Here is a 13,993-nt window from a genome sequence, read left to right on the forward strand (position 1 = left end):
TCAGGGAGCCTCAGGCTCCCTTTTTCTTGGCCTCGGCCAGCTGCGCGCGGATCTTCTCCAGATGGCTTTGCCCTTTCACCATTCGCTCTTGTGGCGACACCACCTTGCGCTCACTCTCCCATGCCAAATCATCCTGTGGCAGCTCCAGCAAGAACCGGCTTGGCTCAGGGCGGATCAGTTCACCGTACTGCCTGCGCTCGCGACACAGGGTAAAGAAAAGCTCTCTCTGCGCACGTGTGATGCCCACATAGGCCAGACGACGCTCTTCATCAACGTTGTCTTCATCGATACTGCTTTGGTGCGGCAGCAGGCCCTCTTCCATGCCAACCAGGAAGACATAGGGAAACTCCAGCCCTTTGGAGGCGTGCAGCGTCATCAACTGAACCTGATCCAGCTCTTCTTCGTTTTCACCGCGCTCCATCATGTCGCGCAGCGTAAAGCGGGTAACCACCTGCGTTAACGACATAGGTTCGTCGAGGTCGGTTCCCTCAAGCATTTCCGTCATCCAGCTAAACAGTTGGTTGACGTTTTTCATGCGCATCTCGGCGGCCTTTGGACTTGGCGAGGTCTCAAACAGCCAGCTTTCATAATCCATCCCGTGGATCAGGTCACGTACGGCGGCGATCGGCTCGCGTTCTGCCAGCTCGGCAATCGAGCCCATCCAGTGAGTAAAGCGCTGCAAAGACTCAAGACCACGTCCGGTCAAGGTTTGACTCAGCCCAAAATCGGAGCTGGCCTTGAACAGTCCTTTATTGCGCTGATTAGCCCATTCGCCCAGTTTTTGCAGCGTGGCTGCGCCAATCTCACGCCGTGGCGTATTCACGATGCGTAAAAACGCGCTGTCGTCATCGGGATTGGTCAACACTCGCAGATAGGCCAGTAAATCTTTGATTTCGGGGCGTGAGAAGAACGACGTGCCACCCGATATGCGGTAAGGAATGCGGTTCTGCATCAGCATTTTTTCAAACAACCGCGACTGATGGTTGCCGCGATAAAGAATGGCGTAATCCCCGTGGTTGGTTTTATTCATAAAACGATGAGCAATCAGCTCACCGACCACGCGCTCGGCTTCATGGTCTTCATTATTGGCGGTGATCACCTTTAAATCCTGACCATAAGCCAGCTCCGAGAACAGTCGTTTCTCGAAAACGTGCGGATTGTTGGCGATCAGAATATTGGCGGCTTTAAGGATGCGCTGTGAAGACCGGTAGTTTTGCTCAAGCTTGATAACCTGTAATGCCGGAAAGTCTTCTTTCAACAGCACCAGATTTTGCGGACGCGCACCGCGCCAGGAGTAAATCGACTGGTCGTCGTCGCCTACCACCGTAAAACGTGCACGGTTGCCGACCAGCAGTTTCACCATCATATACTGGCTGGTGTTGGTATCCTGATATTCGTCCACCAGCAGATAGCGCAGCTTGTTTTGCCAGCGCTCACGCACCTCTTCATTGCGCTGCAGCAGCAGCGTCGGCAGCAGGATCAGGTCGTCGAAATCGAGAATATTACAGGCACGCATGTGGTCGTGATACAGGGCATAACAGTGGGCAAACAGCTTGTCGCGCTCCGTTCGTGCCCGCTTGGCAGCACCCGAGGGGTCAATCAGATCGTTTTTCCAGTTCGAGATCGTCGAGATCAACTGCTGCAACAGTGTCTTGTCGTTTTCAAGCCACTTTTCACTCAGCTCTTTGAGCAATGCTAACTGGTCCTGATCGTCAAACAGTGAAAAGTTGGATTTCATCCCCAGCGCCGCGAACTCGCGCTTGATAATTTCCAGACCCAGCGTGTGGAAGGTTGAAATCAGCAGCCCGCGCGACTCTTTGCGTCCCAACGTTTGTGACACGCGCTCTTTCATTTCGCGCGCGGCCTTGTTGGTAAAGGTCACGGCGGCAATATGCTTCGCCTGATAGCCGCACTCGCGAATCAAGTGAGCAATTTTATTGGTAATAACCCGTGTTTTACCCGAGCCCGCACCGGCCAGGACCAGGCAGGGTCCGGTAACAAATTCGACGGCGTGTTGTTGGCTGGGATTTAATCGCATTGGGTTAATTTTGCTCACTTGGTTGATGCAGGAGGAGGATTGTAGCAGAAACTTCCGCCGGAAATGACAGTCAAAAGTGTCAGGTTTGAAGGTTGGGTGACATCGCGCATTCCACATCCGGCGTTGCAGATGTTACATTACGCCCCTCAGCAGTTTTTGATTAATTTATCTAAAAGGTCACGATTATGGCGAACACCGCTTCTGCATTACACATCCTGGTGGATGACGAAAAGAAAGCTAACGAGCTGCTGGCTCAGCTGGAACAAGGCGCTGATTTCCAGGAGCTGGCGCGCAAGCATTCTACCTGCCCGTCCAAACGCGACGGCGGTTCACTGGGTGAATTCCGTAAAGGCGACATGGTTCCTGCGTTTGATAAAGTGGTCTTCAGCGGTGAACTGCTTAAGCCGCTCGGCCCGGTTAAGACCCAGTTTGGTTACCACCTGATCAAGGTGCTGTACCGCAACTAAGTGTGCTCTGCCGGCTGTCAGCACTGTAAAAGAAAAGCACCGCCAAGGCGGTGCTTTTCAATGTGTAGGGTAAAACAGGCCGTGCTTTATTTATTAGCTGGCAACCGCGATGCGTTTCATGTCAGTCATGTAGCCGCGCAGTTTGTGGCCTACCGCTTCGATAGCGTGGGCACGGATTGCTTCGTTCACGTCGCGCAGCTGTGCGTTGTCAACTTCGGCGGCCGCAACAGATTTGCCCAGGTCGCCCGCTTGCAGAGTAGTCATAAACTCTTTCAGCAACGGAACAGCGGCGTTAGCGAACAGGTAATTACCGTATTCTGCAGTATCAGAGATAACCACGTTCATTTCGTACAAACGCTTACGGGCAATGGTGTTGGCAATCAGCGGCAGCTCGTGCAGTGATTCGTAGTAAGCAGACTCTTCGATGATGCCGGAAGAAACCATGGTTTCAAACGCCAGCTCAACGCCCGCTTTAACCATTGCAATCATCAGTACGCCGTGGTCGAAGTACTCTTGCTCAGAGATTTTTCCTTCAAACTGCGGTGCGTTTTCGAATGCGGTTGCGCCGGTCTCTTCACGCCAAGTCAGCAGTTTAACGTCGTCTGCTGCCCAGTCAGCCATCATACCGCTGGAGAATTCGCCAGAGATGATGTCATCCATGTGCTTTTGGAACAGCGGAGCCATAATGCCTTTCAACTGCTCTGACAGCGCGAAAGCACGCAGTTTTGCAGGATTAGACAGGCGATCCATCATCAGGGTGATACCGCCCTGCTTCAGCGCTTCGGTAATAGTTTCCCAGCCGAATTGCTGCAGTTTCTCGGCGTAAGCCGGATCAACACCTTCAGAAACCAGTTTGTCGAAGCACAGCAGTGAACCCGCTTGCAGCATGCCGCACAGGATAGTCTGCTCGCCCATCAGGTCAGATTTAACTTCAGCAACGAAAGAAGATTCCAAAACGCCCGCACGGTGACCGCCAGTGGCTGCAGCCCAAGCCTTGGCAATCGCCATGCCTTCGCCTTTAGGGTCGTTTTCTGGGTGAACAGCGATAAGCGTAGGCACGCCGAAACCGCGTTTGTACTCTTCACGAACTTCAGTACCCGGACATTTTGGTGCAACCATCACCACGGTGATGTCTTTACGGATTTGCTCGCCCACTTCAACGATGTTGAAACCGTGAGAGTAGCCCAGGGTTGCGCCGTCTTTCATCAGTGGCTGAACCGCTTTTACCACCGCGCTGTGCTGCTTGTCTGGCGTCAGGTTAACCACCAGATCAGCCTGTGGGATCAGTTCTTCGTAAGTGCCCACTTTGAAACCGTTTTCGGTCGCTTTACGCCATGAAGCACGCTTCTCGGCGATGGCTTCTGCACGCAGGGTGTAGGAAACGTCCAGACCAGAGTCACGCATGTTCAGACCTTGGTTGAGGCCCTGCGCGCCACAGCCAACGATCACCACTTTTTTACCCTTTAGGAAGCTGGCTTCATCAGCGAATTCATCGCGAGCCATAAAGCGGCACTTGCCCAATTGCGCCAGCTGCTGACGCAGGTTCAATGTGTTGAAATAGTTAGCCATGGTAAAACTCCGTTGCGGTTGTTGGGTACGAAATTGTTGAGCCCTAAATGATTCGAGTTGCAGGAAGGCGCCAAGTTCGTGTGTCCCCGGGCGCTTACTTAGTTAAGTGACTGGGGTGAACGAGTGTAGCCAACGCATCTGCAACTTGAAGCATGACGGGTTGCTGTAAAATCACTATATGTCATGCAGAGCATTGCTTAAATTGATATATTAAGAAGATGATATTGCAGTTTCTGCAACACGAATAAATCCACACTACACGCATGACACAGTCGGGAAATTTTATGGACTTACGCGATCTGAAACTGTTTCTGAATTTGGCTGAAAGCCGGCATTTCGGGCGTTCGGCCAAGGCTATGCACGTCAGCCCGTCTACGCTCTCGCGCCAAATACAGCGGCTCGAAGAGGAGCTGGGGCAGACGCTTTTTCAGCGCGATAACCGCACCGTGCAGTTAACCCAAGCGGGCGAACAGCTTAAAACCTTCGCCCAGCAGACGCTGTTGCAGTATCAGCAGCTGCGTCACGCCATGGGGCAAAACGGCCCAACGCTTTCCGGCGAGCTGCGTCTGTTTTGCTCGGTGACCGCCGCCTACAGCCATTTACCGCCAATACTGGACCGCTTTCGCGCGCAGCATCCGTTGGTAGAAATTAAATTGACCACCGGCGATGCCGCCGACGCGGTGCAAAAAGTGCAGTCCACTGAAGCCGACCTTGGCATTGCAGGACATCCCGAACTGCTGCCAACAAGTATAGACTTCACGCCGATTGGTGAAATAACCATGGCGTTGATTGTGCCTTCCCTACCCTGTGCGGTGCGTACGCAGGTTTTGGTGCCGACGCCGGACTGGTCGCAAATTCCGTTTATCATCCCTGAACACGGGCCGGCACGTAAGCGCATCGACAGCTGGTTCCGCCACCAAAAACTGGCTAACCCGCTGATTTACGCCACGGTATCCGGCCATGAAGCCATTGTCTCGATGGTCGCGTTAGGCTGCGGCGTGGCGCTTATTCCGGGCGTAGTGCTCGACAATAGCCCCGAGCCTATCCGCAACCGTATTTCTGTTCTGGACAACGTTGCGCCGGGTGCTCCGCTGCCGTTAGGCGTGTGCGTGCAGCGTAAACGCCTCGACGAACCGCTGATTGAGGCGTTCTGGCAACTGCTGTTGTAAAGCGTCAAACCGCCGAATGAAAAGATCGGTTCTGCGATTAAAGATCGGCAGGATCGACCTGTTTCATGGTTTCAACCCGCATTAGCCAGTGGTACAAAGGTTCAAGCTGTTGAAAACCGATGACCAGCTCGTCAACCAGTGCGGGACTGAAAAGCTTCTCGACCTGATTATCCGTGGCCATCACCGCAAACGACTTTCGGTTGTACCAGGTGGCAATCTCGGGGTCCTGCTCTTTTACCAAAAGACGTTTGTAACTCTCACCCACCAGCTCAAAAGGTGAACGACAGCACTCTGCCACCTCAAGAAACTGCTCGGGTTGGCGAGAAAGCGTATGGCGGAACAGGTCCATGGTTTGTTTATTGGCGCTGTAATAACCCAGGCCGTAGCGCAGCATGTCGGGGCCAAGCTCGAAGAAGTAGACCGGTGCATCTTTCCAGTCCTTGCTCGGGCGTTTAAAGGTCAGCCACATGCGGCTGCGATAACGCGATTTATCATGGGAAAAACGCGTGTCGCGATGAATGCGCGACAGCGTTTTACCGATAGCAGGACGGATTTCGAACTGGGGATCGATGAGCAGCATGCTGGCGCTCAGCGCTTCCACCAGCGCGCGAAACGGCGTAAGAATTTCCCGATCGTACACGTGCCGATTTTCTTCAAACCACTCTTTGTCGTTTTCAATTCGTACCTGCTGAAGAAAATTCAGCCCTGGCTGACTGAAACCGCTGAACGTGGAGCTCATACGCCGTCCCTGTTTTTAAATAAAACTTTTTAGTAAAACCTAGCCCTGCAAAAAGAATCTGAACGCCGGATTATCCGATTCATTATGGCAATCGTAACCCAATGCAGAGAGGTTCTTTTCAAACTCAGGCTCTTGTTCGGTCAGCTCAAACGCAGCCAGCACGCGGCCAAAGTCGGTGCCGTGACTGCGATAGTGGAACAGCGAAATATTCCAGTGCGTGCCCAAGGTATGCAGGAATTTTAGCAGTGCCCCCGGAGACTCCGGGAATTCGAAGCTGTAAAGACGCTCGCGCAGCGGCTTGCTCGGACGACCGCCGACCATGTAGCGCACGTGCAGTTTCGCCATCTCGTCATCGGACAAATCCACCACCTGATAACCGCCTTCGTTCAGCAGATCGATAATCTCTTTACGCTCGGCGTTGCCACGCGTCAAACGAACGCCAACAAAAATGCAGGCATTATCGGCATCGGCATAGCGGTAGTTGAATTCCGTGACTGAACGACCGCCCAGCAGCTGACAGAAGTTCAGGAAGCTGCCCTTACGCTCGGGGATCGTTACGGCCAGCAGGGCTTCACGCTGTTCGCCAATCTCGCAGCGTTCTGATACATAACGCAAACCATGGAAATTAACGTTGGCTCCCGACAGCACGTGCGCCAGGCGCTCGCCCTGAATATTATGCTCTTGCACATATTTCTTCAGACCCGCCAGCGCCAGCGCGCCCGAAGGCTCGGCGATGGCACGCACGTCTTCAAACAGGTCTTTCACTGCCGCACAGATGGCGTCACTGTCTACGGTTATCACGTCGTCGAGATATTCACGACACAGGCGGAAGGTTTCATTGCCGATGCGTTTAACCGCTACGCCCTCGGCAAACAACCCCACGCGCGCCAGATCAACCGGTTCACCGGCGTCCAGCGCCGCGCGCAGGCAGGCTGAGTCTTCGGCTTCAACGCCAATGACTTTAATTTGCGGCATCAGCTGTTTGATTAACACCGCAACGCCCGCTGCTAGACCGCCGCCGCCGACCGGAACAAAGACTCGGTCGAGGTGCGCGTCCTGCTGCAGCAGTTCCATCGCCAGCGTTCCTTGTCCGGCGATCACCGCCGGATGGTCAAAAGGTGGCACAAAGGTCATGCCCTGTGACTGTGAAAGCTCAATCGCCTTGCCTTTAGCTTCATCAAAATTGGCGCCGTGCAGCAGAACTTCCCCGCCGAAATTACGCACGGCATCCACTTTGATATCGGCCGTCGCGACCGGCATCACAATCAGCGCTTTTATCCCTTTTCGAGTTGCCGACAGGGCAACGCCCTGCGCGTGGTTACCGGCCGAAGCCGTGACCACGCCGCGTGCGCCCTGCTCTTCGGTCAATCCGGCAATCATCGCGTAGGCGCCGCGCAGTTTAAAACTGTGCACCGCCTGACGGTCTTCGCGCTTGACCAAAATAACGTTATTCAGGCGGGTCGAGATTTTTTCCATCACCTGCAATGGGGTAACTTGCGCCACCTCATAAACCGGCGCCCGCAACACGGCACGCAGATATTCTGCTCCGCTGGGTTGATCGGGCAAAGGTTGTGATACCGCCATGACAGTTAGCCTCCCAGCTTACTCTTGTCGCGAATTGCGCCTTTGTCGGCGCTGGTCGCCAGCAACGCATAGGCACGCAGGGCATAGGAAACTTCACGAACGCGATTTTTAGGCGTCCAGGCTTTATCGCCACGGGCCAGTTCAATTTCGCGACGTGCAGCCAGTTCGCTGTCTGACACGTCAAGCACCATGCCGCGATTAGGAATGTCGATGTCGATGATATCGCCGTCTTCGATAAGCGCAATCAGGCCGCCGCTGCCCGCTTCAGGAGAAACGTGGCCGATAGACAAGCCTGAAGTACCGCCGGAGAAACGACCGTCGGTGATAAGCGCACAGGCTTTACCCAGCCCCATCGATTTCAGGTAGGTGGTCGGATAGAGCATTTCCTGCATGCCCGGTCCGCCTTTGGGTCCTTCGTAACGAATAACGACCACGTCACCCGCAACCACTTTGCCGCCGAGAATCGCTTCTACCGCCGCATCCTGGCTTTCGTACACTTTGGCCGGGCCACGGAAGGTCAGGTTGTCTTTATCAACGCCTGCGGTTTTAACGATACTGCCGTCAATCGCCATGTTGCCGTAAAGCACGGCCAGGCCGCCTTCTTTGCTGAATGCGTGGTCGAGAGAACGAATACAGCCTTCTGCACGGTCATCGTCCAGCGTGTCCCAGCGGCAGTCCTGCGAGAACGCCTTGGTGGTACGGATACCGGCCGGGCCTGCGCGGAACATTTTTTTAATCGCTTCGTCTTCGGTCAGCATGATGTCGTATTTTTGCAGCGTCTCGGGGAAGTTCATCTCCAGCACGTTGCTCACATTACGATTCATCAAACCCGCGCGGTCGAGCTCGCCCAGAATACCCCAGACGCCACCGGCGCGGTGAACGTCTTCCATATGATACTTCGGCGTACTTGGCGCAACTTTACACAGGTGTGGGACCTTGCGGGACAGCGCATCGATGTCGGTCATGTTGAAATCGATTTCGCCTTCCTGCGCGGCAGCCAGCAGGTGCAGAATGGTGTTGGTTGAGCCACCCATCGCGATGTCCAGCGTCATGGCGTTTTCGAACGCGGCTTTGCTGGCAATGCTGCGCGGCAATACGCTTTCGTCATCTTTTTCGTAGTAACGCTTGGCCAGGCTTACGATGCGCGTACCGGCAGACAGGAACAGCTCTTTACGGTCGGCGTGGGTCGCCAGCAGTGAGCCATTGCCAGGCTGGGACAGGCCCAGCACTTCGGTCAGACAGTTCATCGAGTTGGCAGTGAACATACCGGAGCATGAACCACAGGTCGGACACGCAGAACGCTCGATTTGCTCGCTGTCGGCGTCGCTGACTTTCGGGTTGGCACCCTGAATCATCGCGTCAACCAAGTCGAGTTTGATGATTTTGTCAGACAGCTTGGTTTTACCCGCTTCCATTGGACCACCGGAAACGAAGATAACCGGAATGTTAAGGCGCAGAGCGGCCATCAGCATTCCCGGGGTGATTTTGTCACAGTTGGAGATACATACCATGGCGTCGGCGCAGTGCGCGTTGACCATATACTCCACTGAGTCGGCAATCAGCTCGCGCGAAGGCAGTGAATACAGCATGCCGCCGTGGCCCATGGCAATACCGTCGTCCACGGCAATGGTGTTGAACTCTTTTGCCACACCGCCGCAGGCTTCTATCTGTTCTGCGACCAGCTTGCCCATGTCACGCAGGTGAACGTGACCCGGTACGAACTGGGTAAAGGAGTTAACGACGGCGATAATCGGTTTATTAAAATCGTCGTCAGTCATTCCGGTGGCGCGCCATAATGCGCGGGCGCCGGCCATGTTGCGGCCTTGAGTCGTGGTAGCGGAACGTAACTTTGGCATGCTCTATTCACTCCAATAAATGCTTTTATGCGGACGGCGCAACCGCCGTCCGCCGAATATAGTTCTACGTTATTCTGGATTGACCTGGTCTAACCAACCATATTTGTCTTCGGTTTCACCGGTGAACAGGCCGAAGAATGCGCTCTGTATTTTCTGAGTAATCGGACCTCGTTTGCCTTCGCCAACCTGAATACCGTCTACGCTGCGAACCGGCGTAATTTCTGCCGCGGTGCCAGACATAAACACTTCATCGGCCAGATACAGAGACTCGCGAGACAGCACCTGCTCACGCACTTCGATACCCAGATCTTTTGCTAATTTAATGATAGCGTCACGGGTGATGCCCGGCAGTGCAGATGAAGTGAACGGCGGAGTAAACAGAATGCCCTCTTTCACTTCGAACAGATTTTCGCCCGCGCCTTCAGAAACGTAGCCATTCACGTCCAGTGCGATACCTTCCTGGTAACCGTGGCGGCGTGCTTCGCTGCCCACCAGCAGGGAGGAAAGGTAGTTACCCCCGGCTTTCGCGGCGGTTGGAATGGTGTTTGCCGCAACACGATTCCATGAAGAAACCATGGCATCGATACCGTTTTCCAACGCTTCAGCACCGAGGTAAGCGCCCCAAGGGAAGGCCGCGATGATCACATCAGTTTCATAACCGTCCGGCGGGTTAACGCCCAAACCTACGTCGCCAACAAAGACCAGCGGACGAATATATGCGCTTTTCAGTTTATTTTTGCGCAGCACGTCACGGCAAGCTTCCATCAATTCTTCAACGGACTGCTTAACAGGGAATCGATAGATTTTTGCAGAGTCATGCAGACGCTGCATATGTTCACGATGACGGAAAACCACTGGTCCTTTGTGCGAGTCGTAGCAGCGGACGCCTTCAAATACTGACGTGCCGTAGTGCAGTGCGTGGGACATCACGCTTACCTTTGCGTCTTCCCACTTAACCATCTCGCCATTGAACCAAATAAAATCAGCTTTCTTCGTAGACATTCTTCTTTTCCTTACTTACGCGTTGGCGCGTATTTGTTGGTTAGTTAGTTGTGATGTGTGTTGCTGGACTTCGACACAGGCGACATCCATTAATTTGCTTAACTGTACTGACAGTAAATCGACTGACCGCAGGCTGGCAACGGTCAATTCAATATTAATATTTTCTTCATTGACCATCGGGGACATATTCATGGCGCAAACCTGAAATCCGCGGTGGCGAACCACGCGCAGTACGCGCTCCAACATTTCCGGACGGAAGCGGGCCTGAATTGAGACGTTATGCTGCATCATGACATTTTCTCCAACATGGTTTCGTTGCCTGCACCCGGCGGTACCAAAGGCCAGACATTTTGATTTTCGTCGATGGATACCTGAAGCAGATAAGGGCCTTTACTATTGAAGAAAGCGTCCAGAGCAGCGTCGACTTGGTCTTTACGGCTGATACGTTGGCCCGGGATATCGAATGCGCTGGCCAACGTTATAAAATCGGGGTTATCTGAGAGGTTGGTTTCACTGTAGCGTCCATCAAAAAACAGTTCCTGCCACTGTCGAACCATCCCTAACCGCTGGTTATCCAGCAGCAGGATTTTCAGCGGTAACTGTTTTCGCTTGATGGTGCCCAGCTCCTGAACATTCATCATGAATGAACCATCACCAGAAACGCAGATAACCATATCATCAGGGCGAGCAACCTGTGCACCTACGGCGGCAGGAACGCCAAAGCCCATCGTTCCCAGACCACTCGAGGTGATGAAATTCTCGGGACGTGAGAAAGTCATATGCTGCGCGGTCCACATTTGATGCTGGCCCACGTCGGTTGTCACCACGGTATTGGCGTCCTTGCGATCGGAAATTTGCTTGAGCAACAGCGGGGCGAAAATAGCCTCACCCGGGTGGTCATAGCGCCACTCGCCGGTTGCTTTCAACGTCATGACTTCATCACGCCACGCATTGATTGATAATGGTTGTTCCAGCGCAGGCAGCATAGCGGATAAGGAGCCTTGCAGTGCGACGTGCGCCTGACGCAGTTTGTTTAATTCTGCCGGGTCGATATCCATGTGGATAACGCGGGCATGTGGCGCGAAGGTGTTCAGCTTGCCGGTTACGCGGTCGTCGAAACGTGCACCGACGGCGATCAGCAGGTCACAGGACTGCACCGCCACATTGGCGGCCTTGGTGCCGTGCATGCCCAACATGCCCAAGTAACAAGGGTCGTTGGCATCCGGTGCGCCCAATCCTTTAAGTGTAGCAACGCAGGGAATTCCCGTAGCACGAATAAACGCGCGCAGGGCGGGAACGGCTCCGGCAATACCCACGCCACCGCCGACGTAAAGCATCGGTTTCTGCGCGGCGGCGATCATGGCATACGCCTGTGCTAATTCGGTAAGGGGTTGCGGCATTTCTTGCTCAACAGGCATCAGATGCGGTAATAAATCGCCCACCGCCAATTGGATGTCTTTAGGGATATCAACCAATACCGGCCCTGGACGGCCGCTGCTGGCTATGGCGAAGGCTTCCGCCATGATTTCCGGCAGTGCCTCCAGCGACTCAACCAAAAAGCTGTGTTTGGTGCAGGCCAGAGACAGGCCCAATACGTCGATTTCCTGAAAGGCATCGGTGCCAATGAAGGCGGAGCCTACCTGACCAGTGATAGCAACCACCGGAACGGAGTCCATCAACGCGTCGGCAAGGCCGGTTATCAGATTGGTAGCTCCCGGACCGGAGGTGGCGATACATACGCCAACTTTGCCGGTTGAACGGGCATAGCCGATTGCTGCCATTGCCGCGCCTTGCTCGTGTCGGCACAGTAGGTGTTCCACGCCGCCGTCATAGAGTGCGTCGTATACTGGCATAATTGCTCCGCCAGGATAACCAAAGACCATCTCGACCCCTTGCGAACGCAAAGCTTGTACTACCCACTGTGCACCATTCATCTTTATTCCCCTGCCTTTTGGCTACTAGCGCAGAATATTATGCTGTTGTTCATATTTTCTCCCGCCTCTTTCCGCTACAAATTAATCTGACCAAAAAAAAACCCCCGTACCTTTCGGTGCGGGGGTTCTTTTCAGGTTCAGGCTTGTTTATTAAGCCTTTCTTCGTCCAAGTGCAGCCCCGCACGGTGGGATAATAATCACCACCACACGAATAACGACTAGGCTTAGTACTAGGACGAGGGCTTTCATTTTTAGGTTTCTTAATTTCTTATTTCGAACGATTGCCTACAGAGTTATCACAGTTAGATGAGTAAAGACAATACTTTTCTTACGTTATTAACTCAGGCCGTTGTACAAAAAATCACAAAAAACTCAGGTTTTTCAGGCTCTCGAGTCGAGATCTTAGCCTTTAACATTTGATGCGGCAGTAATGACCTTACCCCGAGTATCCCGTCCGAAGAACACCAGCACTGAAATCACAATCGCCACCGTTCCGGCGACCATCGCCATCGCTAATCCGTAGTTGTGGCCATGACTTTCGGCAATATAAACTTGCAGTGTTGCGTTAACAGAAGCGATCAGGTTACCCAACTGATAAACGAAACCAGGAAGAACGGCCCGCGTATTGTCCGGCACCAGTTCGGTAAGGTAACTCGGTATCACACCCCATGCACCCTGCACCGTAAACTGCATCAGGAAAGCACCGAGTCCCAAAGTCCATGACCCACCGGCAAACGCCCACAGCGGCAGAACCGGCAGCGACAGCAGCGCGGCGATAATAATGGCTTTCTTGCGGCCAATTCGCTCGGACAAGATGCCGAAGGTGACACCACCAATGATCGAGGCGATGTTGTAGCAGATAGCGATAATACTGACGGTATGGGCGTCAAATCCGTGCTGAACTTTCAGGAAGGTCGGATAAAGATCCTGAGTCCCGTGACTGAAGAAGTTAAACGCCGCCATCAGTACCACCAGATACACGCACAGTTTCCAGTGCGTTTTCAGCACGGGAAGCAGCGCGGTACTTTCATGGCGTTCGCGAGCCGCCAGCCAGACCGGTGACTCCTGAACTTTGAAATAGATAAACGGCAGCAGGAAAATCGGCACCGCGCCGATAACAAACATGCCGCGCCAGCCCACTACGTTATAGAGCAACCCATAAACCACGCCCGCCAGCAGATATCCAAACGGGTAACCTGCCTGGAAAATACCGGACATCAGACCGCGTGAACGGTCTGGAATAGTCTCCATCGCCAGCGATGATGCCACGCCCCATACGCCGCCCATTGCCACGCCGTAAATCACCCTGAGGATCAGGAAAACGGTCAGCGACGGCGCCGCAGCGGTGCAGAGTTCGAAGAAAGAGAAGAACAGAATATTGACCATCAGCACCGGCTTGCGCCCGAACTTTTCAGCCGCGCGGCCAAACAGCAACGCACCAATCGGTCGCACCGCTAACGTAAGTAAAATGGCCAACGTCACGTCTTTAATATCAACGTGATACGAGGTGGCGATATCACTGAGCAAAAAAACCAGCAGAAAGAAGTCGAAGGCGTCCAGAGTCCAACTAAGGAAACTGGCAATGGCGACATTACGTTGCCGGGAAGTCCAACCAAACATGATGAGTTACCTTAT

General features: G+C 53.7%; 12 protein-coding genes. 2 read left to right on the forward strand and 10 right to left on the reverse strand.

What is annotated here, in order from left to right; all coding sequences use genetic code 11:
• Window positions 1-10: 10 nt before the first annotated feature.
• On the reverse strand, window positions 11-2,038 hold the full coding sequence (rep, locus tag GA565_RS00310; RefSeq protein ID WP_152196926.1) for a DNA helicase Rep: 2,028 nt from the start codon (window positions 2,036-2,038) through the stop codon (window positions 11-13).
• Between the two features lie 185 nt (window positions 2,039-2,223).
• Here rep and ppiC point away from each other — a divergent pair, with 185 nt between their 5' ends.
• Complete coding sequence (gene ppiC, locus GA565_RS00315) at window positions 2,224-2,505, forward strand: peptidylprolyl isomerase PpiC (protein WP_055773394.1); 282 nt, start codon at window positions 2,224-2,226, stop codon at window positions 2,503-2,505.
• Between the two features lie 93 nt (window positions 2,506-2,598).
• Here the strand turns inward: ppiC and ilvC are convergent, their stop codons facing one another.
• Window positions 2,599-4,074, reverse strand: coding sequence for a ketol-acid reductoisomerase (gene ilvC, locus GA565_RS00320; RefSeq protein WP_055773396.1), 1,476 nt, complete (start codon window positions 4,072-4,074; stop codon window positions 2,599-2,601).
• A 284-nt stretch (window positions 4,075-4,358) separates the two neighbouring features.
• Between ilvC and ilvY the strand changes: the two genes are divergently transcribed.
• Window positions 4,359-5,243 (forward strand): HTH-type transcriptional activator IlvY, encoded by an 885-nt coding sequence (gene ilvY / locus GA565_RS00325; protein WP_055773398.1) that lies wholly within the window; start codon window positions 4,359-4,361, stop codon window positions 5,241-5,243.
• A gap of 37 nt (window positions 5,244-5,280) precedes the next feature.
• Here ilvY and GA565_RS00330 read toward each other — a convergent pair whose 3' ends face one another.
• The 8 genes from GA565_RS00330 to GA565_RS00365 form a co-directional block, all read right to left on the reverse strand.
• A complete protein-coding gene (locus GA565_RS00330; protein ID WP_152196927.1) occupies window positions 5,281-5,982 on the reverse strand; it encodes a DUF2461 domain-containing protein in 702 nt (233 codons plus the stop codon).
• 39 nt (window positions 5,983-6,021) lie between these two features.
• Window positions 6,022-7,566 carry a threonine ammonia-lyase, biosynthetic gene (gene ilvA / locus GA565_RS00335; RefSeq protein ID WP_152196928.1) on the reverse strand — a complete coding sequence of 515 codons (1,545 nt, stop codon included), beginning with the start codon at window positions 7,564-7,566 and terminating at the stop codon, window positions 6,022-6,024.
• 5 nt (window positions 7,567-7,571) lie between these two features.
• Window positions 7,572-9,422, reverse strand: coding sequence for a dihydroxy-acid dehydratase (gene ilvD / locus GA565_RS00340; protein ID WP_152196929.1), 1,851 nt, complete (start codon window positions 9,420-9,422; stop codon window positions 7,572-7,574).
• A 69-nt stretch (window positions 9,423-9,491) separates the two neighbouring features.
• Window positions 9,492-10,424, reverse strand: coding sequence for a branched-chain amino acid transaminase (locus GA565_RS00345; protein ID WP_152196930.1), 933 nt, complete (start codon window positions 10,422-10,424; stop codon window positions 9,492-9,494).
• 15 nt (window positions 10,425-10,439) lie between these two features.
• A complete protein-coding gene (ilvM, locus tag GA565_RS00350) occupies window positions 10,440-10,715 on the reverse strand; it encodes an acetolactate synthase 2 small subunit (protein WP_055773409.1) in 276 nt (91 codons plus the stop codon).
• Window positions 10,712-12,358: an acetolactate synthase 2 catalytic subunit gene (gene ilvG / locus GA565_RS00355; RefSeq protein ID WP_152196931.1), complete on the reverse strand. Its 1,647-nt coding sequence runs from the start codon at window positions 12,356-12,358 to the stop codon at window positions 10,712-10,714. The genes ilvM and ilvG overlap by 4 nt, the downstream gene beginning before the upstream one ends.
• Window positions 12,359-12,508: 150 nt before the next feature.
• A complete protein-coding gene (ilvL, locus tag GA565_RS00360; RefSeq protein ID WP_072156395.1) occupies window positions 12,509-12,607 on the reverse strand; it encodes an ilv operon leader peptide in 99 nt (32 codons plus the stop codon).
• A gap of 153 nt (window positions 12,608-12,760) precedes the next feature.
• On the reverse strand, window positions 12,761-13,978 hold the full coding sequence (locus GA565_RS00365) for an MFS transporter (RefSeq protein ID WP_152196932.1): 1,218 nt from the start codon (window positions 13,976-13,978) through the stop codon (window positions 12,761-12,763).
• Window positions 13,979-13,993: the final 15 nt, after the last annotated feature.

The sequence above is a fragment of the Rouxiella sp. S1S-2 genome, from assembly GCF_009208105.1.
Taxonomy (GTDB): Bacteria; Pseudomonadota; Gammaproteobacteria; order Enterobacterales; family Enterobacteriaceae; genus Rouxiella.

Coding starts and splice junctions, on each gene's coding strand:
- GA565_RS00330 (WP_152196927.1), bottom strand. CDS start 5,982: ATGAGCTCCACGTTCAGCGGTTTCAGTCAGCCAGGGCTGAATTTTCTT.
- rep (WP_152196926.1), bottom strand. CDS start 2,038: ATGCGATTAAATCCCAGCCAACAACACGCCGTCGAATTTGTTACCGGA.
- ilvC (WP_055773396.1), bottom strand. CDS start 4,074: ATGGCTAACTATTTCAACACATTGAACCTGCGTCAGCAGCTGGCGCAA.
- GA565_RS00345 (WP_152196930.1), bottom strand. CDS start 10,424: ATGTCTACGAAGAAAGCTGATTTTATTTGGTTCAATGGCGAGATGGTT.
- ilvM (WP_055773409.1), bottom strand. CDS start 10,715: ATGATGCAGCATAACGTCTCAATTCAGGCCCGCTTCCGTCCGGAAATG.
- ilvL (WP_072156395.1), bottom strand. CDS start 12,607: ATGAAAGCCCTCGTCCTAGTACTAAGCCTAGTCGTTATTCGTGTGGTG.
- ppiC (WP_055773394.1), top strand. CDS start 2,224: ATGGCGAACACCGCTTCTGCATTACACATCCTGGTGGATGACGAAAAG.
- ilvD (WP_152196929.1), bottom strand. CDS start 9,422: ATGCCAAAGTTACGTTCCGCTACCACGACTCAAGGCCGCAACATGGCC.
- ilvY (WP_055773398.1), top strand. CDS start 4,359: ATGGACTTACGCGATCTGAAACTGTTTCTGAATTTGGCTGAAAGCCGG.
- ilvA (WP_152196928.1), bottom strand. CDS start 7,566: ATGGCGGTATCACAACCTTTGCCCGATCAACCCAGCGGAGCAGAATAT.
- GA565_RS00365 (WP_152196932.1), bottom strand. CDS start 13,978: ATGTTTGGTTGGACTTCCCGGCAACGTAATGTCGCCATTGCCAGTTTC.
- ilvG (WP_152196931.1), bottom strand. CDS start 12,358: ATGAATGGTGCACAGTGGGTAGTACAAGCTTTGCGTTCGCAAGGGGTC.